Source organism: Flavivirga jejuensis, assembly GCF_030540765.1.
In the GTDB taxonomy this organism is placed as follows: domain Bacteria; phylum Bacteroidota; class Bacteroidia; order Flavobacteriales; family Flavobacteriaceae; genus Flavivirga; species Flavivirga jejuensis.
In genome coordinates, this window is the sequence record NZ_JAUOEL010000004.1 from 429,800 (window position 1) to 456,636 (window position 26,837).

General features: G+C 35.0%; 19 protein-coding genes. 3 read left to right on the plus strand and 16 right to left on the minus strand.

Annotation, left to right across the window (positions count from 1 at the left end; all coding sequences use genetic code 11):
- Positions 1–418 precede the first annotated feature (418 nt).
- From Q4Q40_RS13460 to Q4Q40_RS13470, 3 genes are all read left to right on the plus strand, one after another.
- A complete protein-coding gene (locus Q4Q40_RS13460; RefSeq protein ID WP_303302374.1) occupies positions 419–598 on the plus strand; it encodes a hypothetical protein in 180 nt (59 codons plus the stop codon).
- Between the two features lie 67 nt (positions 599–665).
- A complete protein-coding gene (locus Q4Q40_RS13465; RefSeq protein WP_303302375.1) occupies positions 666–1,937 on the plus strand; it encodes an aldo/keto reductase in 1,272 nt (423 codons plus the stop codon).
- A complete protein-coding gene (locus Q4Q40_RS13470; RefSeq protein WP_303302376.1) occupies positions 1,934–3,121 on the plus strand; it encodes a hypothetical protein in 1,188 nt (395 codons plus the stop codon). The genes Q4Q40_RS13465 and Q4Q40_RS13470 overlap by 4 nt, the downstream gene beginning before the upstream one ends.
- Before the next feature lie 225 nt (positions 3,122–3,346).
- Here Q4Q40_RS13470 and Q4Q40_RS13475 read toward each other — a convergent pair whose 3' ends face one another.
- From Q4Q40_RS13475 to Q4Q40_RS13550, 16 genes are all read right to left on the minus strand, one after another.
- On the minus strand, positions 3,347–4,678 hold the full coding sequence (locus Q4Q40_RS13475; protein WP_303302377.1) for an ATP-binding protein: 1,332 nt from the start codon (positions 4,676–4,678) through the stop codon (positions 3,347–3,349).
- Between the two features lie 48 nt (positions 4,679–4,726).
- A complete protein-coding gene (locus Q4Q40_RS13480; RefSeq protein ID WP_303302379.1) occupies positions 4,727–5,203 on the minus strand; it encodes a hypothetical protein in 477 nt (158 codons plus the stop codon).
- Positions 5,196–9,017, minus strand: a complete 3,822-nt coding sequence (locus Q4Q40_RS13485) for an eCIS core domain-containing protein (protein WP_303302380.1) — start codon at positions 9,015–9,017, stop codon at positions 5,196–5,198. The genes Q4Q40_RS13480 and Q4Q40_RS13485 overlap by 8 nt, the downstream gene beginning before the upstream one ends.
- A gap of 51 nt (positions 9,018–9,068) precedes the next feature.
- The gene (locus tag Q4Q40_RS13490; RefSeq protein ID WP_303302381.1) at positions 9,069–10,463 is read right to left on the minus strand and encodes an eCIS core domain-containing protein; all 1,395 of its coding nucleotides are present in this window, start codon (positions 10,461–10,463) and stop codon (positions 9,069–9,071) included.
- 34 nt (positions 10,464–10,497) lie between these two features.
- Positions 10,498–12,000, minus strand: coding sequence for a contractile injection system tape measure protein (locus Q4Q40_RS13495; protein ID WP_303302382.1), 1,503 nt, complete (start codon positions 11,998–12,000; stop codon positions 10,498–10,500).
- A 137-nt stretch (positions 12,001–12,137) separates the two neighbouring features.
- Complete coding sequence (locus Q4Q40_RS13500; RefSeq protein ID WP_303302383.1) at positions 12,138–14,813, minus strand: hypothetical protein; 2,676 nt, start codon at positions 14,811–14,813, stop codon at positions 12,138–12,140.
- A gap of 10 nt (positions 14,814–14,823) precedes the next feature.
- Positions 14,824–17,481 carry a baseplate wedge protein gene (locus Q4Q40_RS13505; protein ID WP_303302384.1) on the minus strand — a complete coding sequence of 886 codons (2,658 nt, stop codon included), beginning with the start codon at positions 17,479–17,481 and terminating at the stop codon, positions 14,824–14,826.
- 6 nt (positions 17,482–17,487) lie between these two features.
- A complete protein-coding gene (locus Q4Q40_RS13510) occupies positions 17,488–20,544 on the minus strand; it encodes a baseplate J/gp47 family protein (RefSeq protein WP_303302385.1) in 3,057 nt (1,018 codons plus the stop codon).
- 2 nt (positions 20,545–20,546) lie between these two features.
- Complete coding sequence (locus Q4Q40_RS13515; RefSeq protein ID WP_303302386.1) at positions 20,547–20,957, minus strand: GPW/gp25 family protein; 411 nt, start codon at positions 20,955–20,957, stop codon at positions 20,547–20,549.
- A gap of 17 nt (positions 20,958–20,974) precedes the next feature.
- The gene (locus Q4Q40_RS13520; protein ID WP_303302388.1) at positions 20,975–21,268 is read right to left on the minus strand and encodes a PAAR domain-containing protein; all 294 of its coding nucleotides are present in this window, start codon (positions 21,266–21,268) and stop codon (positions 20,975–20,977) included.
- 4 nt (positions 21,269–21,272) lie between these two features.
- Positions 21,273–23,018 (minus strand): type VI secretion system tip protein VgrG, encoded by a 1,746-nt coding sequence (vgrG, locus tag Q4Q40_RS13525; RefSeq protein ID WP_303302389.1) that lies wholly within the window; start codon positions 23,016–23,018, stop codon positions 21,273–21,275.
- Positions 23,018–23,707: a CIS tube protein gene (locus tag Q4Q40_RS13530; protein WP_303302390.1), complete on the minus strand. Its 690-nt coding sequence runs from the start codon at positions 23,705–23,707 to the stop codon at positions 23,018–23,020. Before Q4Q40_RS13530 ends, vgrG begins: the two co-directional genes overlap by 1 nt.
- Positions 23,708–23,869 (minus strand): DUF5908 family protein, encoded by a 162-nt coding sequence (locus Q4Q40_RS13535; RefSeq protein WP_303302391.1) that lies wholly within the window; start codon positions 23,867–23,869, stop codon positions 23,708–23,710.
- 1 nt (position 23,870) lies between these two features.
- Positions 23,871–24,311, minus strand: a complete 441-nt coding sequence (locus Q4Q40_RS13540; protein ID WP_303302392.1) for a phage tail protein — start codon at positions 24,309–24,311, stop codon at positions 23,871–23,873.
- A complete protein-coding gene (locus Q4Q40_RS13545; RefSeq protein WP_303302393.1) occupies positions 24,311–24,748 on the minus strand; it encodes a phage tail protein in 438 nt (145 codons plus the stop codon). Before Q4Q40_RS13545 ends, Q4Q40_RS13540 begins: the two co-directional genes overlap by 1 nt.
- Before the next feature lie 36 nt (positions 24,749–24,784).
- Positions 24,785–26,827, minus strand: coding sequence for a phage tail sheath subtilisin-like domain-containing protein (locus tag Q4Q40_RS13550; protein ID WP_303302394.1), 2,043 nt, complete (start codon positions 26,825–26,827; stop codon positions 24,785–24,787).
- Between the last annotated feature and the right edge of the window lie 10 nt (positions 26,828–26,837).

A 26,837-nucleotide genomic window follows, 5' to 3' on the forward strand; every position in this document is an offset into this window, starting at 1 on the left:
AAAGTAGCTTCCTTGTATTATTTTTTCTTAATCTTACCAGATACTAAGCACAACTTGGCGACATAATATACGTGAGTCTTAATAATGAAATTTAACTATTATTAAACAATAGTATATCTATAAGTAAATTTAAAATAGTAATATATTCTTTATTATTCTAACCATAAATGAACAGTCAAAACCAAAAGATAATTTAGAACAAGCAATCACAAAAACTAAAATAAGGTTTTTCCTTGTTTTAAATAAGGGTTTTTCCTTCTTTAAAAGAGAGTTTTTTCTTCTGTTTTAATATGTGCTTATCTAATAATTTTGAATCATTGTATAACCAGCCTTGATTTTATTAAATCTTGGCACAACTTAAATATTTATGGAAAATAAACAAAGGTTTAGAAAGATTTCATTAAATGATTTTCAATCAATGAAAGACACGCCAAGTGTTGAGAAATTGGCAGATTCATTGAATGGAGGTAGTTTTATGAAATGTCATGTAGAATTTTATGAATCAACAGGGTTATGGATTCCTGAATTAGTCCCAGTTTTCAAAAAACTGGATGCTCAATTAATGACAAGAGATCTTCCTGCTGAGTTACAAGTCTAATCTAGTATAGCTATCTATTCTATGCAATAGGTAGCTATGTTTTTTCAATATTAAATTTATAGTAATTATGCTAAGTCTTGAAGAATTGAATAAAATTGGATTTGGAGCTTATAGAATCTCAAAATTTTCTAATGAGCATAATCAAGCACTCCAATATGCAATTGATAATGGATGCAACCTTATTGATACATCATCAAATTATACTAATGGAGAATCCGAAATGCTTATAGGAGATGTTATTTCGGAAAGGCGAAAACATTTATTCGTAATAACAAAAGCTGGTTATATTAGATCTAACAATGAGGATATAGATCAGGTGTCTAAAAGACTAAAAATTCCTAAAGAAGAAATTTTTCAAACATCAGATAATAGCTTTCATTCCTTTGGAGCTGAGTTTTTAGAGAATGAAATTAAAACATCATTAAAAAGATTGAAAACGTCTTATATAGATGGTTTTCTATTACATAATCCTGAATATTACTTTAACCAAAATAAAATATCGATTTCTGATAATAGATTTTATGAGTTAATAAGAAAGGTATTTGTTTTCTTAGAAACACAAGTTAAGAAAGGTAAAATTAGATATTACGGAATTAGCTCTAATATGTTTCAGTTACCGAATAATGACAATGGAATAAATTTGTTAAAGATTATAAAAATTGCTCAGAATATTTCAGAAACCAATCATTTTAAATTCATCCAATTTCCTTTAAATCTTGCTGAATATGAACCGTCTAAACCTAATTATGAAGGTAAAAGTTTAATAGAGTTTGCCAAATTAAATGGCTTAATAACAATTTCTAATAGAACGTTGACAGCTGTAACAGAAAAAGGAACTGTTAGATTTGCTAATTACACAAAAGACATATCAAACTTAGATGAAGAATTTGATTTCAAGGTGATCACTAACTTTTTAAATCAGATAAAAGAGCAACTTTTAGCTATAGATGTTCATGATGATATTCTCAGTTTTGTACCAATTCAAGTAGTTAAAACTAGTTGGAACATTTTTCCAAATACAGATGTTGTTGATGGTGTTTTTAACAAGCATCTTATTCCATTTGTAATGAGAATATTTGACAATGATTTGCCCCCTAAAATATTACAAAGCCTGTCAAACCTCAAGGCCATATTAAGAGGTTACGCAAAAAGAAATATGATGACCTTAACGAATTCTTATTTAAATACCTTAAAAAAGAATGGTACAATTAAGGATTTTAACAATATGTCTTTATCAGAAATAGCTTGTAAATTTTGTATAGATTCTGGTGTTGATCATGTATTAGTTGGAATGCGGGAAAAACAATATGTAGAATCTTTAAAATCTTTAATAAAATGATAGATCAAAAAATAACACCTCCAGCTTTTTTGTCTAAAGGTTTTGAAGAGGGACAAAAAAAATTAGCAGAAAAAATCAAGTTTCTTATTTACAAAACAGCACCTGACCTTTTTAGTTATTTGGATTTTAACAATGACGATACATTCCTTAATCCTTATTTGTTTACCTATTTTGTTTGCGAAGAAAAATCTTTGACACTTGAACAAATACTAATTAAAAATTTAGTAGCATTTAGCAACGAAAATGAGATTGAGGTTTATGTTAACAAAGAAGGAGTCATTGAATTACCTGGTATAGGATATCTCCAAACAGATGTAACAAATACAAAACTAACTCTAAGAACAGAATCTTTTCCCGATTCATTTGATTTGACTCAAAGGGGGAAAGAAATTAAATATAAATTTGAACCATCAATGTTTGTTTTAAACAGAGAAATTGAATTATCATTTTACAATAACCCATATCTCAACTATTTTTTAACAGGCAGTTCAAATGCTGACAGTAAATTTGAAATCCCTTTTTTTTCAAAAACATATATAAAGGAAATTGAAAACTCATTTATATTAATCAAACAACATCTTCCGAAATACTATTCTAAATTAGTTAAAGCCGTTAAAAGAATAGTTATCTATAGGCATGATATGCCGTTTTCATTTGCATCACTTGGCTGTCATGGCACAATTTTTTTGAATGTTCCTAAAAATTCTAATGAAATATTTTTCTCTGAGGATTTAATACATCAAGGAGGGCATGTCATTTTTAATGCAATTTCTGAAACTAAAAATTTTATGAATATTTCAAAGGAAACCCTAATGGTTAACCTTAATAATAATGATAGAGATACGAGAAATGTTTTTGAGGTCTTACATGGTATTTATACGGAAACATGGATGAATTTATTTTGGAATTCTTGTAACGAAAAAAATGATTTCACACAAGAGATGACATTTGAAATGCTAGGGCGCTTTACTTATATTTTAACCAGATTTGGTTATGATTTAAAAGGTTTATCATTCGAAAATATTTTTTCAAGTATGGGGGAGGAGCTTTTTAAATGGTTTATGGATGTTTATGAGAGTATAGTAAATCATAACTATAAACTTATTTCAAAATATGATATTTCAAAACAACCGTATTGTTTTGACTTGGAATTGTTTAAAAAAGATAACCCAAGGTATATCTAATAAGGCACCTTAAATAGATTTACAACTTATTTTCTTAGCCCTGTTATTGGTTTACAATAATAGGGCTTGGCTTTTTACATAATAATTCTTCCTTAGTTTTTCTGTTTATAAATTGTTTTGATGTACTTGATTAGGTGTAAGGTTCTCTATACTGTTCTTAAAATTAAAAAAAATGTATTTAAATCAGAGGAATAATATAAATTAGAATTTGTTAAAAAACAGTTTTTAAAACAATCTACCTTCTTTTATATATTCTTTTTTTATACCCTCTAGAAGAATTTCTAGGGTTAAAACGGTACTATTTAGATTTAATACTTTTAACGAGCAGTGTTGAATGATGTTCATTATATTAGAGCCACTTACTTCATATTTTTCGGCTATTTCACCTAAATTAATTGTATGGTCTAGTTTTAATTGCTTAGGAAGATTAGATTGCCATAAGATGAGTCGTTCTTTCGAAGCAGGAAGATGAAATTCACAAATAGATTGAAATCTTCTCATAAAGGCTTCATCAATATTTTCCTTAAAGTTGGTAGCTAATATAACCAATCCAGAATGAGATTCTACGCGTTGAAGCAAATAGGATACTTCTTGATTGGCATATTTATCATGAGCATCTTTAACGTTTGTTCGTTTTCCAAAGATTGCATCTGCCTCATCGAAAAATAGAATCCAATCCTTATGTGCGGCCTTATCGAATAAGTTTGATAAGTTTTTTTCTGTTTCTCCAATATATTTAGATACTACAGTCGATAAATCAATTCGAAATACGTCTCTGTTAATGTACTTTCCAAGCAAGGAAGCTGTAAGGGTTTTACCCGTACCAGGGGGACCGTGAAATAATACACGAAATCCTGATTTTACACGGTTTTTCATACCCCAATCTTCTAGAAAAGTCACACTGTGTTTAAGCCATATTTTGAGTTCCTTTACTTCGTTACTTGTTGAATCATTTAATACTAAATCCTCCCATGCTAATCCAGTTTCAAGTTTTTCTGCTGGAAATTGTGCACTCATTTTTGGAGGGGGAACAACTCCTGTTGTAGCAAGAGAAAATGATTCTGGATAAAGTAATACTTTACCACTCATAACTGGTTCGCCAGGTAAGGCCTTTTCAAGAAATAAAACCTTTCTTTTCTCTAGTGTACTTGTTGCAGAAAATAAAGACATGCATTGTATGCGATCCTGTGTATTATTTCCCCCTAATATGAATTGTATTGTTTCTCCTGTTGGGATTATACCGCGATGTTGTTTCCCTTTAACACCACCAAATTGTGGTAAATCTGTACCGTTGGGAAATGCTTCTGCAATGCAGTCCAATAAAAAACTAGGTTTTATATTTGGACTTAAAGCAATTAGAAAAGTTACAAGTTCCCATTGCGACACTTTTCTGTTTATGAGAAAGGATGTTATTGTTGTTGCTGGAAGTGCAGTCAAATCTATTTTAGGGGCTTCTTCATCAAAGGAAATTTCGAGGTTTTCAAGACGCCATAGTATAACTTCTTTAAGGAATGAAAAAAGTATGTTTATATTATTATTTATTTCGGTAGTTATCATTTGTTGTATCGTGTTTATTTACTTTATATGATAAGGCTATTATATTTCTTATTGTTTCCATTTTTCTATATAAATATTATCTCTTCTTTCTTTGTTTTGCTGAATAAGCAACTCTAGTTCACTAATAATTGAATCGAACTTCGATTGATGTAATCTCATGGCTTCAGAAATATTGATGTCCAATCGAAGTTGAGTATCAATAACAAATTCTTGAACACTATCATCTTCATAAGGATCGTAATAAGTGATCTTTTTTTCTAACTTATTTAAAAAGCGACCGTTAAAATATCCTATCGCCTGATAAAAGTCTTTTATATTCCAAATACTTTCGTTGAATACGGCCCAGCTTTCATCTATTAAGAACTCAAGAACGTGTGTAGAAAAATATATATTTTTCAAAAATTCATCTTTAATCTTAGGTATACTGTCTTTTTTAAACCCATAGAGTTGGTATAAATATCGCTTAATTGCTTCTAAGATTTGTCTATCAGTGTACTTACACCAAAATTCTGAACTATTAGTCATTATAAAGGGTGTTTAAAAATGTTATAATATCGCGTATTACATATGGATTAGGTCTTGTTGCGCCTCTCAAATATTTATTCACAAGATCTCTATTGATGTCGAATTCATCTTGAATTTTATTTTTCACATCGTTTGAGCCTAATCCGTTATCGGCTTCTACGACTTTATCAAATTTACTTTTTAATGTGATATGATTATTATCTCTTAATACAGATTCATATTCTGCAATTTTTTGACTTACCTCCCCTCGAATGACATCTACATTTTCGTTTTCATTAAACAAAAACACATTTGCTTCATGAACATCGTTTCTAAGGAATGGGCCTAAACTATCCCTAACATCTCTCAAATATCCTAGTTTTGTTTCAAATTGGGACCTATTATCAGATGGTTCTTCTACCAGCTGTCGGCCTATATCGGAAACTGAGGAAGCACCGCTAATCGCGGCGAATTGTCTGGCGCCCCATTCACCAAGCTGCGTAAAGTTTACGAGGTTAGTCCGCCCACCATTGTTCATGATGAAGGACTTAACTTCATCTGGAGATCTTGATCTTAATGGTGAATCTTTGAATGTGAAATTTTTCCCAGAAAAGATTGGTGTTGTTTTGGAACGATCATTGTGATAGTCATTATATTCTTTTGCATTAATAGTTAAGGAAACTGGAAAATCTGATAAATAAGGTGCTTCATCAGTAGCTTCGCGATATCCGTCCACAGTAATTTCATAGGTATAAATACCATTGGAAGTAGGCCCCAGTTTGTTTACCATGGTTTCTTCAAAGTCACCGTAATATGCGGAATTATCTTTTTTACTAGCTGGAACCAAATTCCATCCTTCGCCTGGCCCATGCATTCTCAGATTATGAAGTAAGTGGAATTTGACCCAATTCATTACTCTTAATACCTTGTCCTTGTCATAATCTAGATCAAATGATCTTACGTGGGGCCAACCTCTTGGAACAGATGGGTCAGTGGTTGGGTTCGAGCCACCTGGATCTCCAGGAATTCTCGTTAGCGGATCCGCGATCACATAACTTGCACGACCTATACTGTCCATATTATTATTTACCTCTGTTTGAGGTAATTCATCATCATCATCATCACAGGCATCAGGATTAATGTTATCAATTCTCGCAGTTTGAATGATTGGAGTTTCTTCATTTTCTTCCGACATCATTTGTGCCAAAGTAGCGCCATCTTCATCATCCTCAAACTTTGCAGCAATTCTATCAGGAACACCTGGCTGTGGAACTCCTGGTTGTGGTCTACCTGGAAAAGGAATCACATTTGGTGGAGGAGCGGCTGGTGATGGGGCTGGGCGAACCGGCACAGGTCGAGCTGGTGGGCTTGGCACAGGTAATGGTGGAGCGGGTGCTGGTGCTGGTAGTCCAGGTGCAGGTACAGGTACAGGATCTGGGGTAGGTATGCCTTTTGGCGCTCCTTTCAAGAACTCAGCTATCAATGCTATTAACTTGGCCAAAAGTGCCATTAATACGGCTACGACTATTGTTACTGCTGCAGTAATAACACTAGTAACTGCCTGCATAATATCCACTTGTCTTTTTTCACAAACTTGATTGGCGGTAAATAGTCGTCCCATAATTATTGCGGCCGCATTGGATTCAGTACCAATAATGGATGCAGCTAATATTAACCCTAAAGGTTCCATAACTGCAAGTCCCGCAGCTGCTCCGGCTCCAATTCCTGCAGGTATCGCCACGCCAAAGAACATAGCTCCACCCAATCCACCTATAACAGCTCCTATTAGCATCATAAGAATGGCTATCCACCCCATCAATAAACCAACAACATTATTGAGTGTTCTCATTAAAGCTATTGGGAAATCAAAAAGAATCATGTAATTCGACCAAATATCATGTAAGCACCCGATGGGGTTAACCAATAAGTTTCTGGGCATATACAGACTATTATAGGCCGTTGCCCATTCATCGTTCCAAAGCGTAACGAATTGTTGGCCAATTGAACTCCATGGCCAGATCAGGTCTGTGACGGTCTTCCAGAGCATCTCTAGGATTTTTGACATGGTTAACCCTTTCCACGCTTCACCGAGGTAGTACATGATCCCTTCTATTACTTCCGATATTGACGCCGTTGTTCTTTCCTCCCCGTCGATCACAACTCGTTGGATGGTGCCATTATCTTGAGCTTGTGAATTATCTCCTGTGAAATTATCAAGGGCAAGTTGGTTACCTAGTTCGTGAGACTTTCCGGGTCCCTCTTCGCTAATCTTTCTAGCAATAGCCTCTACCATAGGAGCGACCGTTCCCGCCGGATCCATCAATGTCGCCATGACGAAATCGTATAATTCCTTAAGATTTCTCACCATAGAAATTATTTGTTCGATTCCGAAGTTAATAGCATTCTCCACGAATGATTGTACTGCATCAATTATTTCTCGTGCAAAACTTGTTAATCGATCCCAAAGATCCGTCCAGAAAGAAGATACACGGTTCCATAATGATCTGAGACCACTAAGTGCAGATCGTAATCCACTTGTTATAAAATCTGGCAATAAATTAAATGCGGAATTATTGAAAAGACCGTCGATTGTATCAAAAATTCCATCAATGAATCCAGTTATAGTACTCCAAATAGTTTCACCTGCTGCTAGTACATCATTAACTACTGAATTAATACCTGCTAATAAAGCATTTCCTCCTGCTTTTAAATCATTAAAAGTACCTTCAAGAAAGTCTGCGTTCATATCTGATAATGCTGCAACCATAGTTGACATTGGTGAGGTAATCAAACTTGCAAGTGCAGAAAAACCATTTTTTATATCATCAAAAGATGAGGTTCCAAAAGCCTTTATTTCTTCCCATTTATTGTCTAAATAGTCAGTTCCCGAATTAATAGCTCCATTTATTCTTTCAATTAACCAATCATAGGCCTCGCTTAGTTGGTCTCCTACCCAAGCTGCACCGTCTGCGACTTGTCCGCCAACCCATTCAGCGCCATCTGCAACTTGTCCACCTACCCACATAGCTCCATCTGCAACACTACTCGCCGCACTCGATGCGGTATCGGTCACCCAATTAGCTGCACTGTCGGCCCATCCGGGCCATCTTTGTATTTTATTTTGTGCCACCCCGCTACTTCCACCTTGCTGAATGGTATGTGTTAATTCATGCGCCAATAAATGTTTGCCAGAATTACTCGTAGGATTGTATTTTCCTTCATTGAAATAGATATCCCTTCCATTGGTAAATGCTTGAGCTCCAATTTCCTGACTCATAGCTACGGCATTACTGTCTGTATGAATGCGAACATTACTAAAATCTGTTCCAAAGGCACTTTCCATTTCGGCTTTAGAATTGCCATTAAGCTGAGAACCTGAACCTTTCGAACTGCTTAGTTTGTTTTCAAAGGCGCCACTTGCGCTAGATTGATTTGGTCTACTACTTTTGGTTTGTACATTCTTATCTTCTTCTTCACAAGCCGAGCATTTTTCTTGAATAACTAAGGGTTGTAATTGTACAACAGGTGTGATGGAATCGGCTAATGGTTTTTCTTGAATTTCTTCTGCTTCGTCTTGTTGTTGAACTTCTTCGAATGGAAGCTTTTGAACAGTATTAGGAGTTGAAGCAGGGAAGAAATCACTGCTGCTAAAAAATGAATCAGATTGACCGGACTTTGCAACTACTTGATCAGCCATTGAATCCGCTTCTTTTTCATACTTGTCGTTGGGTTCTCCCACTGAAAGCTTTGCCTGAATTCCAAAAAAAGGTGTACTATCCTGACTTCGTGTAGACGAAGTGGATGAATCATTATTATTTTTAGTAAAAGCTTTCATTAAATCATTTTAATACAAATTCATTGAGGATTAATTAAAGTAATTTTTAAGTTAATCTTCATGCATAGGGTTTGCTCTCCAATTACCACGTTCCATAGCATTGATGATTCCAATGGAAATAGCATTCTCCTTATTTTTGGAACTATATTTTTGTTCTAAATATTTAACAATAAATTGTTTCATTTCTTCTGCTTTTTCAAGTGTTAACATAGCAGTGATTTTTTTCCAATAATCATGAATTTCCTTGGATAAGGAATGAGGAACATCGTAATCTCCACTTGTGAAGTAATAATTAACGACGATTTCTTCTGCGTTTACCAGTATCTCTTCTACATAGTAACTACTTAATGCAGCAGCATTTTCAGGACTTCCTTCTTGTAAGTCCGTAGGAGCAACAATAGGAGCCCCTTTTATATTCATATGTGTTTTTTCATGCGCAACAAGTTTCAGAACTCTAAGTAAAGCATCCATATCTTTGTTAGAAACAAAACCAGCAATGTCCGCCTTGAAGTTCTTTAGCATACCAATTTCATTTGATTGTTCGTCAGAATATCCATTAAACCCGTTTTCTGAAGCACCATCCAGACCAGGTAAGTTAATTTTGTCGCAAGCGAAGAACGTAGTAGTTTGAGTAGAAAAGACTCCTTCTGGGGATAGTACTCTGGTCACAGCGCTTTTTTTAGCTTTTTTCTCATCAGTAGAAAGATCTTCAGCTCCGTCAATAATTGTGTTAGCATCTTTCGCAAGCATCTTAAATAAATCACTAATATCTTCTTTTCCTTCACAGGTTTGAGACGTATTTGCTTCTTCTGGAGCTCGATTTACTTGTTCTTTGCTACCGTTTTGTTGAATAGTATGAGTAAGCTCATGTGCCAGTAAGTGTTTGCCTTCTGTGGAGTTAGGGTTGTACTTGCCTTTATTGAAATAGATATCATTTCCGTGAGTAAAAGCTTGAGCCCCTAATTGACTACTCAGCTTTTCTGCTGTTGAATCTGAGTGAATATTGACTTTGTTAAAGTCTGCTCCAAAACCACGTTCCATTTCATTTTGTGTATGAGTATCCATTTTATTTCCCATACCTTTTTGTTGCTTTAGCGTCGTTTCAGTTCCGTTTGTTGCATACGTGTTTACATTAGTACTTTTCTTCTGAACGGCTTCTTCTTCCTCCATTTTTTGAACAGTTTCTTCTTCAGCAGGCATGTCTTTTTTCTGAACTGAGCTTATAGATTCGGCCAAAGGTTTTTGTTGTATTTCATCTTCGGTTTCTTTTTTTTGAACAGCGCCACTTTCAGTGCCACTCACAACGGTATCGGCCATTTTATCTGCCTCAACTTCAAAAGCATCTCCTGGTTGACCTACGGCTAATTTTTTCTGTACTCCTGGAAAGAATTGTCCTCCATCTCCAATAGATGTGTTTAAATTTGGTCTTTTTCTTCGCTTTCTCATATTCTTATAATTTTTTCCGCGTATTTATTTAAATTTACCATTCCAAGAACACCATATTTTTTTTCCATGGTAATGACATAATTCCGAGATTCCATGGTAAACGATCTAAGAGGATATCTACGGTTTTACGTTGAACGAATAATTTCTCTTTTTCCGCTGTTATTGTAATTTTTCCTTCACGTGTTAAAAACTCACTACGCAATACATCAACATCTTTTGTTTTAAGTGCTGGCCAATGTGTTAATACCGAGCTTAAAAGGTCATTACAGGCTGTTTTGTGTTCTTTTGTTATTGATTTAATTGGTAAAATGGCTTCTTCAAAAGGAATATTGCATATAAATTTTTCACATAGCAAATCGTGCTCATTTGGGTTTTCTTGTTTTGTTGCCAAATAATGAAGCACGTATATGGCTTCAGGAATTTTTTCGTTTAGGATTTCATTATTTTCAGAAAGAAACTTTAAGTTTTTAAAAAATTGTTTTAAGAAGGGGTGAAGTAGTACTAATCCAGCATTGTTGACGAGGATACCATTATCTGAAGGTTCATTAACTTGTTTTGTTTCTACGTATTCGGATTTAGATTTTATGACTGATTCTTCGGGTTTTAACTTGAAAATTGTTTCTTTAGCTTTGAAATCTTTAAAAAATATGTGGTTGTTTACGTTTGCTTGTTTTTGTGATAACTTTTTAGAAAGTTGTAGACTGATTGTATGGTCTATTGATTTTTGAAAAACAATAGTCAACGGACTCAATAAATTACATAAATTGATAAGCGGAAGTATGCGTAGTTCACATGTTTTTTTTGGAATAATAATGGGCTTATTAGAACTCAGTGATTTTCCTAAAACACGCTTTACCAATGTTTTTGTTTTTTGTAAATATTGCGTTGTGTTTTTATTTGTAATCTGGTCTAAAATTATTGACCAAAATTCCAATCTAAAATCTTTAATTATAGTTAAATTTAATGCGGTGGTTTTAGGTTGTTCTTTAACTTTTAAAATGGAAAAAACGAGCTCAGTTAAGAGCTTATCATCGAATTGGTAAATGAGTCTTTTTTGAACATTTTTACTGGGTATAATTCGCTGTAATTTAGATTGAAAAAGGGGGGTGTTTAGTATTCTTTTAATAGCTTTTGAGTCCAGCTTTTTTTCTGAGGAAAACCAGGGATATCTTCCTTTTTCTAAATAAAACACTAGAACGTTTACGTCATTTTCTAATGCTTTATAAGTGGTCTTTTTTATGTTTGATTTTTGCTTTTCTTTTTTTGTTAATATATTATTTAATTTGCTTATTATAAATGGTTTAATGTCTTTTATTGAATCTTTACTTGAAATGTTTATTTCGAGAGGAATACTATCAAATCGAACAAAATTATTCCCTGTTTCTATTTGCAAATTTTCAAAAATGCTATTAATCTCTGGATAAATTTCATCACGAAAAAAAGTATCTAAATGGTCTTTAAAATAGAAAGCGTCTGCTAAAGAAGAAGTATTAACTTCTACATTTAGTTTTTTTATTATATTTTTTTCTTGAACCATTGTTTAATTGAAATTTTTTATCTATATTTACAACTCGAAATGAGCACGTAATGTGTTACTGGACTAGGGGCGATATGCTCCCCATAAAAGCTTCAACCTAAATCAGGTAATACTGAGTAAAGTTGAAGCTTTTGTTTTCATCGTATTTCTCTCATTGTATTCCCTGTTGGTACTGAATAATAGAAATCTGCATCATGACAGAATCTATCAATTATTGCTTGATGTGATTCATCATAATTTATATTTCCAATATATACAGAAAGCTTAGTTGTTTTTGCCACTGCTTTGTTATGAAGCGATGCTCTTAGGTTAATAAAGCTAACGACAGCATCATTTTTATCATCTTTATTCGCATTGTAATGTTTTAACATTTGGTCATCAACCCAAGTTCCGTTAACCCAATCTCCATCAATGTACAGTTCAATTGTTTGGTCTATACCTATAAAGGCATCTCTTATACTTTCTAATTTTGCTCTTATATTACTAGGGAAGTGGAATTGTCTAGTAATAAATCTTACTTGATTATCTGAATAAAGTTCATGTTTTGGTAGTTCAATAAAAACAAGGTTTTCCCATTTTCTCCATTTTTCATCATAACTGCCATAATCATCATCTTTTGTAATTGATGGATCGTATTGTTTGTGAAGGCTTCTATAAAATGAAGGTTTAGCACCGTCAATATCCCGACAAATCATTGATTTTGGTCTAAAGACTTTATTGTCCTTAAACATTCCATTATTTGAATATGAATAGACAGCGTTATCTGTGTTTAATGAGCTTTCTTTTAATCTGATTGAAAATGTATCATCTTTTGCTCTTATAATTAATAACCGTTTTTGGTCCTCATTATAATCGAACACAACTCCTTCAGGGAATTTATTGTTTAATGCAGCTGTTACAGCATGCATTCTTCTTAAAAAGATTTCTCCCATGGGAATACGTATTATTTGCTGCGAAGAAATTAAAGGTTGTCCGTTTATTTTGTAACTCAGTACAGTAAATACATATTCTTGGGGCATCAGCATATTTTTACTTTGTGTTCCAAGTAAACTACGCGATAAATTATTTAAATATTTTAAGGAGCTAATCCAAGGGTAGGAACATTCAATTAATTTACAACAGCCTATGCCTCCAGATTCTGGAGCAATTTTATAAGATAATGTAAAATCTGCGAGGATTTCTTTATCGTTTGATAGTAAAATGAATGTGCCTCCTTTGTCTACACCTCCTTTATGCGTGATGGAAGGGTTTTCCCGAACGAATGCTGAAAACTCTTCTTTGTCTTTATCGATATCAAACATTAAACAATCGAAATCAAGTCCTTTGTTTGATTTAGTGCTATCTACAAAGTTTTTACTTTGTGAAGGCTCTTCTCCAAAATGACCTTCGATTCTATATAAATCGGTACAGTCTAATTCAACATTCAACGGATTTTGTACCCAACTACCTGGTGCTAAAAGAGATTTATGAAAGCTAAGATTGTATTGTTGCTTATAATTTTCAGTTTTATCGAAATCCCAGGCTTTTAATAAGAATTCATCAACATCAAAATAAACAGGAATAGCCTTTGATCCTAAAGGCCCACAACTTAAGGAGGGGGTGATTTCAATTTCTTGGGCATTGTTCAAATTGAAATTATCTAACATAAAACGAACACGTTCTATTAAGGATTTTACCTTTTTAATAATCGTGTGATAATCATTATTTACAGGAGCATGATAAAAACTATGTCGTAATTCTGGGTATACTTTTTCAGATTCTAAACAGCCAAGGAGTAAGTGTTTTGGAAAGGCATGAATATCTGGACAGCACTCGGCTTTTAATTTCAATAATAAATCGGCTATTTCATTGAAGGTGTCGCTCACGTTTTTTGTGAGTGTATAGCGATATTGCACACGTTCGTCATTTGAAAAATTATCCAAATCGTCAATTTGGTTTAGAATGGTATTACTTACGCCATTTGAAATGTTGAGTAATTCTGAGAAACCAAGGAAAAAATCACCAAAAGCGGTATTTAATTCGTTTTTTGCATTTGTAATTTTAGTTTTATAGGTAGCAGCAATTTCTGCATAGTTAGAAATATTATTGTTTCCGCCACTTTCCCCATTGAGAATGACACGCTGAACTGCAGTTCTGGGCAATGCCAGAATTGTCTCGTAAATATTATGTTTATTAAAAATTGAATCTTCACTGTTAACAATATTTTCAACAGCATCTTTATCAATAAGTAACACTTTTACATTCTGAATATTGGGTTGCCCTTGGTTGTCACAATTGGTAGTTGTACAGATGTCTGCATCTTTTTCGTAGCATTCTAAGTATAGAACAACTACTTTGTTTTCGAGTACCGCAGATGTGAGTAAAGAAGCTTCTTCATCTTCTGATGCATCTTCATCTGATACTAATTCATGCAATGTGATTACACTGCCTTCGTCTTGGAAGGGTTGATATAAAACGTGTTCATCTGTAAATAATTTGGAGTGCGTAAATGTTATACTATCCACCATCTCGTTGATGTTTTTGAAAGAGCTTCCTGAAACAGCTTCTTCTTCAACTTCGATATCGTTTTGGAGTTTAATTAGATCACCATCTGTGGTAATTCCACAACCTTGGTGTATTACGATTTGAGAAGTTGTTGCATCAAATTCAACTCTAAATCCACAAGCAATACCAACACCTGTAAGGCAAACACGCGTGAGTCTATCTTGTTCATCAAAATACTCCATAAACTCATTAAGTTTTGCGGAGGTAAGTACTTGGTCATCCACGAAGGAGCTGTACTGCGGTGTAATTTCTAAAAGTTTTCTGCTCATAACATTTGCATTAAAGTTTACCTAAATTTGTGCGTCCAAGAATGACACTTTGCTGTGGGTCATCATTATCACAGTTGTGTAATCTACCTTGTGTATAAATCGTGTGTAGACTACTCATAATGGAAATAAGGTTTTTCATTTTTGTAATGGGTTGATCTTGTCCCATATTAGTTTTGTCCAGTAACCATGCTTTGTAAGCATCTTCCAGAACCATCATTTCATTTTCTTCGGTTGCTGTATCAAAGCTTGATGGATATCCAATCCAGCATATTTTTGCGAGTATGTGAGATGGTAGTTCTTTTTGAATGAGATCTTCCATAAAGCGCCTGAAGTCAATATTTGAATAACGTTCTGTCCAACCAGGTAATACAATAGAAACCCTGAAAGAGTAGGGGTCTACACTTTCACAACTATCACAATTTTCAGTGCAAATAGGCATGAAATGTGGAGTTAGTGACGGTTTGTGCACGTTCGGTCTTAGCAAAATATGCTCAATCACGTACATCCCCTCGTTGGGTTTGAGTTCATTCATAAAGGCGACTACTTCATCGATGGCAGCTTCTGCTTCTGCGAGCGTATCGAAGGCTGGGATTCTTCGTGCTATCACATGACGCTCGTCCGTTGGATCTGGATATAAGGGATTGGTTAAATTAAAATAGAATTTACCAGCGATATTTGTTTTGATTTCGTAATTTTCTACATATCGGCCGTAGTTTTTTACATCTAATATTTCAGCAAAAAGAGCTGCTAGCGTATGATAATGTTTGCTAGATGATGATAAAATGGTGTCCGCTTCATTAGTAAACCTAAAACGGTACTCAATTTTCCCATCCATATCAATCTCTTCGTAGATTTCTAACGGATCGTTAGAAAAATCTCTTCGGAAGTAATTTGTATTGCCCGTAAGGAGTGCTATTCGTTTTTGAAATGAAGAAATATTTGATGTATCCCATAAGTCTTCTGGTGCTTGTTTCCAATAATTAAAGCTTAAAGGACGCTGGCATCCTATGTTTTTGTAGTTTTGAATAAATCCCTCCTTGGTTTTTAATACTTCTTCATCTGAATAAGAGCCGTATAGTTGTTTCATCAGAAAAGCATATTCACTAAAATTTTCTGCGAAACGTGCTAATAGGTGATCTAAGGTTTCATTTCTTCTTGTTACTTTATCATCTAATGTTTGAAATAGTAGAGAGGTAAGATTTTCATCTGTACTGTATTCTGAAGAAACCAATTCTGTTCTGTCTTTAACATTGGCTACCAGTTGGGTGAAATAGGTATCACGCAGTTCTCCATTAATGGAAAGGATTTCGCTTACTTTTTGTAAGTGAGCGAAATAAGATGCTAAAATTTGGTCAAAGAACAGGAGGTACGCTTTGAGTTGTTTTGCTTGAGATGTTTCTGCTGTTGTGGCACGAGCTTTTACTCCTAATTGACCTATTCCGTAGACGTCTGGAAAATCATTTTGCACGGTACTATAGGAGCCTGTATCTAAATAAGATCCAGATGGAAGCTCCAGTTCCTTCGATGCTGATGCCACAATACTAGCGGCTGTATGGTCTGTTGTCTCTAAGTTTTCTAAATGATTATCTATTGCATCTTGGTTCAGGTTTAGTGGAAGGTAGCCTTTAAAATAACTAAATGCACTCTTATCACAAAGAATAGGTTTCATGTTCTTAGTTACGCATATGTTCCATTCTAAGCTGTCTGAAGTACTGCCATCACATGTGTTTATGGTTATATCTCGGATGACGTCAACGCCTTCAATTTTTTGTATAATTTGAATGAGATCACTTAATCTAACTTCTTTTACCAATTCTGAGGCTTCTAATTCTGTCACGTCTAGGAATCCATTTTCTAATAGTGGACCGTTGAAGATTTTATCGGTTGGATAGCCTTTTTCAAGCATTTCTTTTAGTGAATAAAACCGCAGGGATGGCGAAAGGTAATTCTTGATTGCTCGCAGGATATGGGCATGTACTAATTCTTCATCTGCATCTGGGAGCAATTCAATATGGGCACAAACCGCAATAGGAAACTCATCAACTTCTTCAATATTTATAAGATCTTCACATAAATTACGATGTGCATGATAGGTCTCACGAACCAATTTTTTTAATCTTTTTAACTCAGTATTTTTTTTAGCATCTGTATCAAATACATCTTCATCTAAAGGGGCTATTTCAATAAGGATATCATACAAGCCATTAAGAACAAATTCATGTTGGTTATTGGAGTCAATTTCGAAAGGTTGATAGGAGAGTTTATCTTCTTTACAATCGATATATACGGTCTTTTCATGTTTTCTTAGCCAGGCATTTTTAATGCCTTTTATATCAATAAATATTTTTCTATAATCCTGTGCTGTAACGGGTTTAATAGGCAAAGCACCTTCGGCGGTTAAGAATTGCTCTTTTAGATAATCAAAATTACTTTCTTCGGCGAGTAAGGTTTCCATTGGAAGTGCCATACGAGCACCTAAATCTGTAATGGCATAACATAATGCCTCCAAAGTGGTAATACCTGGGTCGTGCGAATTGTAATCTGTCCATAGTTTGCTACCCAGTTCTTCAATATAAGACACGCCTTGCTTTCTTAGAAAATCGAAATCTAGATCGTCTGAGGTTTGAGTGCTTTTAGTTATGGTTGTATCTTTAACTAAGGTAGACATGGCATATCAATTTATTGGTTCGGTGGATTTACATTTTGATGTAATTGCGGTTACGCTATGTTCTTTAGCGGAGACCAAAATGGCTTTTGCGCTTGTTGGAATTATATTAGTTTTGGCAGTACCAGTTGTTCCTGGAGTTTTAATATGTCTTAAAACAACACTGTCTAAATAATCTACATACTTTAGCTGCTCTAAATAGGCAATGAGTTTACTTCTATGAAAGGTTATTCCAAAATGTAGGCTAGCTGTTTCCTTGTAGGCCCATGGCGATAAATACCTTTTAATATCTTCTTCTAATTGCTTGGTATAATAGTTTTGATCATAGCCTGTATTAAATTGAACATTCAAGGTTACTTTTACTTCTTCATAATCGGGATTGATAATTTGTGCTTCAACAAACATGGTGTTTAGACCATTTATGTAGGTTTGTATTTCATTTCTTTTTGCTGTGCTAAGTCTTGGTTGAAAAATATCGAACGCGTTCTGATTTACAGTATCTGGAATTACAACAATGGCTACATGTCCTGGTGCATGAAAATTGTTATCTTTTGTATGGTTAAGGCATTTAACTTTATAAACTTCTTTAAATTCTTCTAAAATTAGATGTTCGTAATCCCATAAATTGATGGCACGATCGCGGTGTCTGATACGCTCTGAAATGCGCTGATAGTAATTTTCGTCTCCTTCTTCTGGGCTACCACCAAAAGTTCCGTATGGTTGAGTTACGCTCTTTATATGCGCGTTTCTTTCGGTAAGCTTACTTATGGTACCAGCCTCAAGACCATCAACTAGATGGGAAAGCTCGTTTTTATTATTGCTAAAAGTGGTTTTAATTACTTGCGCATGAATCGCTTTGAAACGACAAACGACGTCAAAATTTCGTTGTGTATTTGCTTTTAGCCAAACCATTCCTGATGGTAATAACGAGTGTTCTGTTGTTGCTTCTGAGGGAATTGTAATTGTAACAATACCTGTTTTTAAGAAATTACCAGTACTATCTCCTAATAGATAGTTGCTATCTAACTCCTCCCAATCGTTGCCTTGTAGTACAGACCATGTGATTTTTTCGTTTGTTGCAAAGGAATCTGCCAATGGATTTTCGGTACCTTCAATTAATTGAAATAATAGTTGCACTTGTTGCAATGTAACGGTACCTGTGAGGCCTATGTATAGGGTGCCTCCTTGACAATATTCGGGTGCTACGAATAGGTTGTTTTCTGCTTGCCCAAAAGGATGTTCATGAAATAATTGAATCGTGTCTAAATTCTTTGTTGTATCTGATGGATTTTGGAAGTCAACTATTTGTTCTGCAGTATAGTCTACATATAACTTTTCGATGAATGGCGTATATGGCTCATTTGGTAATAAGGTATCGACTTTACTTGTAAGAGCTAAAGCGTATACTTGCGGAAAGATGGCATGCAAAAATGATTGGTTTAATGAAAGCTTTAGAGGTCCCGTTTTTCTAATTTTGGGACTTGTTTCTGCTAGTATTGAAAGTTGTAATTCGAACCCTTCTTCTGCTGATGTAAATAAGGAGGTTTCGGCATTTATGACATCTGAAGTTTCATTATTATTGATAGTAAGTTTGGCTTTAAAATAATCGTTACTATCTACGTATAGATTATCTACATTACTTAGAGCATTTTGATAAATGGCAGGGGATAGGTTTTTACTAGTGTCGGTTTTTCTATATGCTATGTAATGATCCATGAAATCTGACGGCGTGTTTAGCCATGGCGCCCTTATTGTTATCGTTTTCCAGTTCTTACTAAATGCATCAGGCGTATCTATATAGAAGGAAGAACGCTCAATGGGTTGTGTTGTAAAAGGATGAAAAGGCTTATCTTCTGCTAAATCGCCCAAATCATTTCTTAGGCTTACTTTTTCTGCTCCTGCAACTGCTACTTTTATTGTTGTAGTTAGAATACGTTTTTTTAAAAGTTGGGTATATAGTTTATAGCCCTCATTAAATTCCGGTTGTTGTGTTTTAAGTAAAAATCTTAAAACTGGATGTGTGGTTTCAAAATTCTCACCATGGATTTTTTTATCGTAAGGTAAGATAGCTTCCTGACTTTTATCTAGTGCAAGATAGAGCTCCATATTATTGTCAGAAACTTGGGTTGCGTAACCTGTTTTGGATGTCGTTTCCAAGGTAAAAGGGCCTAGCCAGCCTTTTTCTCCTGTTGCATACACCTCAAAGACGTTTGCAAGATTGGCTGTGCTTATAGTGTTTATGTGATCTTCTGTTGTATATTTTACAAGTATATCACGATCTCCTTCTTGAAGATTTAAAGTAGGTGCTGCGATTGCAAAACCTAGCTTTGGAGTTTCTAATACTGTAGTTGGTTTATAGTGTTCTGGATACCCAAATGGAAGCCATTGAGGCTCTTCTTTAAATGCTCCTCCTTTTCCATCGATAGAATCTACTTGACTTGCGGCATACAAAGCACTTTCTTCTGTTGGTTTTTGTTTTATATGGTGATAAATGCTTTTTAAAGAACTTACAGCTATTTTATTTACTACAACTTCTTCATCTGTGGCGTATTGTAATTTATTACCATCAGGATCTTTACCAGCTTCTAGTAATGTGCCTTCGTTTATTTTTGTAGATGATATATTCTTTGCTACTTCAAAAATAAGGTGTACACTATCTTCAATAGGGGCTTTCTTTTCAATTTGAAGAATTTCCTTGTAGTAAAAATCGAGATGTCGTTTTGTAATTCCATTAAATCGTGTTTTGGAATGTTCTATGAGTTTAAGAAAGCAAACAAACAGCGTTAGGTGTGGGGTGAGTGAAGTCCCTGTTTCAATTTCGGATAGAAAACTTGTAATTTCTTCTTTTTCTATAAAAAAGTTTTCCCAGTTGCCTAATGGTGTGTTGGTATCTTGAGTACTAAAATAATTTACTTCTTTAGCGAAGGTATATGCAAATTCCATCCATTCTGAAAGCGTAAAATCATTCAGTTTGAGATTTTCAGGCACCAAAGCACTTTTAACGCGTTCGGCTTGTCCAGTACCACTATGGTTTATTAAAAAGGTATGTTCGCAGTTTTTTGCCATATCTATATTTCTGATCCTTCCACTTTGTAAAATGGAAATACCATATTTGCTCTTGAGTTTGTACTTCGGATTATATATTCTATTATAATTTGAATTTCGCCTTCTAATTCGTTAGTTGTATCTAAGTCGATTTTAAGGACATCAATTCTGGGTTCATGATAAAGGATTGCTGTTTTTATTAAATCACGGATATAGGTTTTAAGCGTAATATCTAATGGTTGAAATAAAAGCTCTTCTAAATTGCAGCCATAGCCAGGAACCATAATGCGTTCGCCTAATTTTGTTGATAATAGAATTTCTAAGCTTTTGTTAATGTCTACCACACCAGATGTAGTGACTAGTGTGCCTGTATTTCGATCGAAGTGTGGCGGGAAACTCCAGCCTTCACCTAAAAATATGTCTTCGTTAATCATTTTGTTTGTTCTTATTTTTATCCTATTAATACTGTAAATTCTCCAAGAACGATGGTACCTCCATGTGCTGTACTATCTCCCATTCTTGCTGCGGGCATGCCTCCGATGAGGACTGTTGATGATCCCATGATGATTGAATCTGGAGGCCCGGTACAAACCGCCATATCACCAACTCTTGCTGCTGGTGTTCCTCCAATTAATACTGTTGGGTCGCCAGGAGGAAGAATAGGACCTCCTACGTGTGGCACGCCTCCTGGATTTACCATAGGACATACATGCATGTCATTAATTCTTGCTGCTGGTGCTCCCATTGTGTTAATTTATTTGAACTAATGATCCTTTTAAAACAGCTACGGCACTTGTTGAAACTTCTGCTCCAGCACTACCTTCTGCTTTAAAATTAGCATTGGCTTTTAATTCTATATTTGTTCCTTCTACTTTAACATCTCCTGTAGCTTTTATGATGAAGTCTGAGCCACTTTCGGCTAAGATGCCATTACTGTCTAAAGTAATGTTATTGTTATTGTCATCTTCTATTACTATGGAGCCAGCATCTTCATCGATTATAACTTTTTTACCACCAGGTGTTTCGATAGTGATTGATTTTTTGTCATCATCAAATAACAGTTTCATTTCACTGCGAGTAACAAATCCTTTTTCGTGGTTGTCATCTGTCGCCGCTATTGGTGATGGTTTAGCGCTACTATGCATCATACCAAGTATTACGGCATGATTAGGATCGTCATTAATAAAACCTACAATAACTTCATCACCAATCTCAGGTCTAAAAAAAGCACCTCGATTTTCACCTGCATCTAATGAGGCAATTCGTGTCCAAATACCTTGTTCTTCATTGTTAATAATAGGTATTTGTACAAGGATTCGGTCTTCACCATCGGGGTCATCTTCCAGTTGTGAGACGACTCCAACTTGCAATCCGTTCACTGCAGATACTAATCCAGCTGTGGGGTTTTCATGAATGTCATATGTTTCACTGAACCATTTCGGATTGATTCCAAATTCTGCATTGACAGTCCAATTTCCATCGGTTATTTCATGTCTAACGGCACTAATAAATACGGTTCCGTTAAAGCGGTCTCCTACACCTTCCAGCGTTACTACAACTCCAGGTTTTATTTCGGGAATTCCTTGAAATTTGATTATTCCACGTGTTTTTGAAGCTTGCTGAAATAGTGCATGTGCATCACACCAGTCTTGTAGAATGGTTGAGTTATAACTACCTCCATGTTTTAGTTCTAAGTTTTCTATTGCCAGAACATCGGTCAAGTCGGAAATACTTAGGTTCCCATTTAAATTTAGAGCTGGATCATTCGCTTCTGTTTCTACAATTTCTTGTTCGGAAGGATTCCAGCCATAGGTTGTTGTTTTACTGAATTGATTACGGGCGTCTATTTCGGCATCAAAGGCTAAAAGGGTTGCTCCGTATGCTATTGTTTGTACTGATTCTGATGAAAAATCTGGTTTTACGATTTTTATAGCACCGTTTTCAACAATACATATTTTACTATTTGCTTGGGCTCTTGTCATTATAAAATCCCAATCGGAAGTGCGGTATTGCACCAATTCTTTGTGCTTGTATGCCGTGCTTTCTACATCTGCTTCGAGATTGTGTTTAGAAAGAATTTCTTCAATAATATCGCTATCTGCACTATCGTAATAATAACAACTTTTTCTCCCTAATGTAGTTTTTACGGCCTGGTCTTTACATTCGACAATTAATAAGGAATTATTCTCCCGAATTTTAATACTGTGTTTGATAATTATACCTTTAAAAATGGTTTCTTCATCATTGTGATAACCCGCTTTAATTTCTACCTCGTTTCCAGGAATCAAGGTGTTTTCATTTCCTAAATTGAAATCTTGAGAATTAGCTTCTCCATCATAAAAAATAAGTTGGGCAAACGGGATTCTATTTACTTCTTTGTCAACAGTAATACTAGCAACCTGATAAACCTCAGATAGCGCAGTTCCATCAACTAAAACCGTATAGGTAATAAGATCTGAACTTTGTGATGTGTTTATGGTTCTGCTATTGTCCATTAGGATACTTTTTCTATAGGAGGAAATTTGATTTTTTGTCCTGTTGTTAATGTTCTAAAGTTGGTTATATTATTTACTTGTGCTATTTGTAAATAATACTTACTATCTCCATAAATTTTGAAAGTCATAAGTGGTAATGTGTCACCTTCTTTTACTGTTCTTATATGAGTTAAATCTGGTGAATTGTTATTTTCTTTTGCCACACGGAGATCATCCTCAACGGTGCCTTTAAACTTAGTCTTTGCTACAGCTCTTAATGGTGTACCATCTGAGGCAAAGAGTTTGAAGTCTATGGACATTTCGAGAAGGGATCCTTTGAAAAGGAGGGTGCCCCAACCTATCATAACATAATTTGGTTTATGCTCATCGCCGTTATAATCGAAAACTATTTTCTTGAACTTTTCTATGTCATCAATTATGCCGTCTCCCGATTCATTATTCTGTCCCTTGATAACACCAGTTCTGTCAAAAAGAAACTCGAGTTCAAAATCTTCGGGTGGTGTTCTAACAAACTTAGGAGCACTGGCACTGGTTCCTTGTCCTTGAGCTTCGGTATATTCGACTTTATACTTAAACGTGTACTTTTCTGGGTTTAATAAGGTGGTAAACTCACCGTCTGCAATTTTCTCGGTGAATTTGTCATCCTTGTACCCAATAAGTTTTAGTTTTTTTAATTCTCCAGTGCTCATCTATCGTTCGTTTTTACGGTCTTGAATTTCAAATACTTTTTCTATACAAGTAGATATAAGATTTGCAGCATTTCCTCCAGGTGCTTTGTTAGCACTTGCATTGCTTTGGTTGCTGTCGTTTACATTAATTTTAATGTGTAGCTCTTTAATTTCAATTGGCATCTTATACGAGTGTAAAATAGTTATAGGCTAATTCTATGGTTTCTACTGAAAGTTTGTTTTCTTCAGCATTTAAATCTGCAACTGTCCATTTTACTGGAAAGGCGTGTACTACATTCCATGTAACTAGCGGATCATGTTTTTCATTAAGTAATTTCACAGTAAGGTCTATGGGAGCAAACTGAAAACTCTCGATGGCGTCTCTGCACCAGTCTATGAGTTTTGAGTCTGTGACCAGACCTCGTTTTAAAACAAGGTTTGGGAATTTTGTTCTCACTGGAAATTTGTGCTTAAATCTATTTTCACCACCTTCAGCAAATTCTTCTGTTTCGATATCGACAGAAAGCCCAGCAACAGATTGAAATTGAATATCTGTCTCTTGAGTTGAAATTCCATTGAATTCTACTTTAAAATGAAAACTAACTGGAGGGTAGTACGTTGCCATTAATCACCGTTTTGAATGGTTAAACCTTCATGGGCAATTTCCAATGATTCAATTGCGGTTTCATTGCCATCTCCTTTTAAATCGGTGGACTGCACTTTTATTGGGAAAGCATTTTTTACTTTCCATACAATTACGGGTTCATGTTCTTCGTTTAAAAGCTTGATGGTAATGTCTCTTCGGTCTATAGTGTTTAGTTTTACAGTATTCCACCATTGATAAAACTCATTATCGTTTTTAAATGATCCTCGTTTTAAGGTAATGTTGCTGTATTTCTGCATGCCAGGCATCTTAATTTTGCTGTATTCTGGACTTGCACCATGACGATATTCTATTAATTCGGTTTCTAAATCTAATCCTGAGACTTCAGTAAAACCTATGTTTGTTCCAGCCCAATCTACTGTGAAATGAAACTTTACTAATGGATATATTTCTGCCATCTTTTTATTTTTTTATAGTTATTTTATTTTTAAATTTTATGATTCTTGCATTTTATGTGAGAATTTTAAAACGATAAACTCAGCAGGTCTAACTGCTGCCATACCAATTTCAATATTCATCAATCCATCTAAAATATCATCGGCTGTCATGGTTTCACCTAATCCAACACGTACGTAAAAGGCATCGTCTGGTTTAGCACCTGCCAGAGCTCCTGCACGCCATTGAAGTACTAAAAAATTTTCAATCATGGCACGTACTTTTACCCAAGTATTAGCGTCGTTAGGTTCAAAAACAAATTGTTCACTTGCTTTCATTACAGATTCTTCAACCATAATAAAGAATCGTCTTACTGGGATATAGCGCCATTCTTTATCATTTCCAGCCAGAGTTCTAGCGCCCCAAACCATAATTCCTTTGCCTTTAAAGGGTCTAATGGCATTTATGGATTTACCTGCTACAACATCTACATTAAGGCTTTCTTGTTCTTGTTTATCGATTAGTTCGGTTACACCAATAACACTGTTAAGCGTTACATTTGCAGGTGCTTTCCATACGCCACGGTTACTGTCTACTTGTGCGTATACACCAGCGAGAGTAGAACTAGGAGGTAATTCGAGATATTCTTCAGCAATGGCAGAAACAATATTTTTAAGTGCAGGAATGGCTTCTATTGCAGACTCTTCAAAAGTTGATGTAAAACTCTCGGTAGAAGAACTTATCATCTCTATTGCAGATTTTATTGGATTCCATAGTGCTGCAATGTCATTTAAAAATGGTGTAATTCTTTCTGTCTGTGTAGCTTCTGTTGGGAAATAAGCTTTAACAGATATTGGAACACCTGAGTCGTAATCAATTCCTGTAACTGCATTATCTGGAATTGATAACCCTGTACCTAACGGGGTTCCAGCTGCCCAATCGTCTTGCATTTTCATGATTTCATCAATAACTCCAAGTAGAGAGCCTCCTGTATCTAAGGAAGGGAAAAGTTCTTGATAAAGGAAGTCTAATAAAAACGCACGATTTGCTTCAGGAATTGGATATGTTAAGGCATCTCCACTGTCATGGGTTAAACTCAAAGCACCTACGGCAGCTCCAAATTCGGCATCAATTAAATCTACAATTAGATCTGTTACACTGGCTAAGAATTGTAAAACATCTTCAAGGTTACCAATTGTTGTACTGTTTCTCAGAGTAGTCATTAATCCCTCAAAATGCACGTCTAAGGATGTTGAACTTCCAATTATAGCTGCAATGGCTGCTTCTACGGTTGCTTGATCATTTACAAGATCGTCTAACCCATCTGCTAAGGCTTTGGCTTCTGCATCTGAAATTAAATCGGATAGGTTTACTGTTGGACCGTTTAAGGTAATTTTGCCTTTAATATCTTTATAATTGACAGTTCTTGGCAAATTTGCTTTTATCCACGGTGTATAAATTGCACCGTATTTAAGGTTATTCATTCCAATTCCATTCCTGAAATTTTCTACTGCATTATCATGTGGATCACTATTTTCTCTCGTATCAAGAATAGCGAATCGGTCTTGAAGTTTACTACATTGGGCTAGCATGGCTTGGTATAGCGAATTCATGTCATTTTGAGACATCATTGGTGCATCTGGTGCAATTAGTAGCGTTGGTTCATCGACCTTCTTAATTTTGTCAAGACCAACTAAAAGCCCTGGGTTGGCTAAAGGATCGCTAGGGTCTCCATTTTCTATGGTATCTCCATAGGTACCAACTGATACGATATAACAATCACCGCCACCATTCGCATAAAACATCCTTATTGCTTCGTATAGATAGTACAATTCTTTTATATCTACTTTTGTAACCTGCTGTAAAGCATTTAGGTCAATAGAATTTACATTAACGTCTGGTGCTCCTCCAAAAAAGGTCACGAATTCAAGTGCTGATGAAATTTTCGTGGGCTCATTTAATAAGTCGCCAGTGACTGTTTTCTTTGCTATTTTTGTATACCCTATAAAGGCAGGTATAGCTGTTTCAACCTGTGCTACTGAGGGAGGAAACGTTGAAATTTCCTCTACGTAGACTCCAGGTGTTTTGAAGGATGTTCCCATAATTTTCTAA

What these genes read in the sequence shown, in the direction of transcription:
- Q4Q40_RS13495 (WP_303302382.1), bottom strand. Translation starts at nt 12,000, where the DNA reads ATGGTTCAAGAAAAAAATATAATAAAAAAACTAAATGTAGAAGTTAAT.
- Q4Q40_RS13460 (WP_303302374.1), top strand. Translation starts at nt 419, where the DNA reads ATGAAAGACACGCCAAGTGTTGAGAAATTGGCAGATTCATTGAATGGA.
- Q4Q40_RS13550 (WP_303302394.1), bottom strand. Translation starts at nt 26,827, where the DNA reads ATGGGAACATCCTTCAAAACACCTGGAGTCTACGTAGAGGAAATTTCA.
- Q4Q40_RS13530 (WP_303302390.1), bottom strand. Translation starts at nt 23,707, where the DNA reads ATGAGCACTGGAGAATTAAAAAAACTAAAACTTATTGGGTACAAGGAT.
- Q4Q40_RS13510 (WP_303302385.1), bottom strand. Translation starts at nt 20,544, where the DNA reads ATGGCAAAAAACTGCGAACATACCTTTTTAATAAACCATAGTGGTACT.
- Q4Q40_RS13485 (WP_303302380.1), bottom strand. Translation starts at nt 9,017, where the DNA reads ATGAAAGCTTTTACTAAAAATAATAATGATTCATCCACTTCGTCTACA.
- Q4Q40_RS13505 (WP_303302384.1), bottom strand. Translation starts at nt 17,481, where the DNA reads ATGTCTACCTTAGTTAAAGATACAACCATAACTAAAAGCACTCAAACC.
- Q4Q40_RS13500 (WP_303302383.1), bottom strand. Translation starts at nt 14,813, where the DNA reads ATGAGCAGAAAACTTTTAGAAATTACACCGCAGTACAGCTCCTTCGTG.
- Q4Q40_RS13535 (WP_303302391.1), bottom strand. Translation starts at nt 23,869, where the DNA reads ATGCCAATTGAAATTAAAGAGCTACACATTAAAATTAATGTAAACGAC.
- Q4Q40_RS13475 (WP_303302377.1), bottom strand. Translation starts at nt 4,678, where the DNA reads ATGATAACTACCGAAATAAATAATAATATAAACATACTTTTTTCATTC.
- Q4Q40_RS13470 (WP_303302376.1), top strand. Translation starts at nt 1,934, where the DNA reads ATGATAGATCAAAAAATAACACCTCCAGCTTTTTTGTCTAAAGGTTTT.
- Q4Q40_RS13490 (WP_303302381.1), bottom strand. Translation starts at nt 10,463, where the DNA reads ATGAGAAAGCGAAGAAAAAGACCAAATTTAAACACATCTATTGGAGAT.
- Q4Q40_RS13545 (WP_303302393.1), bottom strand. Translation starts at nt 24,748, where the DNA reads ATGGCAGAAATATATCCATTAGTAAAGTTTCATTTCACAGTAGATTGG.
- Q4Q40_RS13480 (WP_303302379.1), bottom strand. Translation starts at nt 5,203, where the DNA reads ATGACTAATAGTTCAGAATTTTGGTGTAAGTACACTGATAGACAAATC.
- vgrG (WP_303302389.1), bottom strand. Translation starts at nt 23,018, where the DNA reads ATGGACAATAGCAGAACCATAAACACATCACAAAGTTCAGATCTTATT.
- Q4Q40_RS13540 (WP_303302392.1), bottom strand. Translation starts at nt 24,311, where the DNA reads ATGGCAACGTACTACCCTCCAGTTAGTTTTCATTTTAAAGTAGAATTC.
- Q4Q40_RS13515 (WP_303302386.1), bottom strand. Translation starts at nt 20,957, where the DNA reads ATGATTAACGAAGACATATTTTTAGGTGAAGGCTGGAGTTTCCCGCCA.
- Q4Q40_RS13520 (WP_303302388.1), bottom strand. Translation starts at nt 21,268, where the DNA reads ATGGGAGCACCAGCAGCAAGAATTAATGACATGCATGTATGTCCTATG.
- Q4Q40_RS13465 (WP_303302375.1), top strand. Translation starts at nt 666, where the DNA reads ATGCTAAGTCTTGAAGAATTGAATAAAATTGGATTTGGAGCTTATAGA.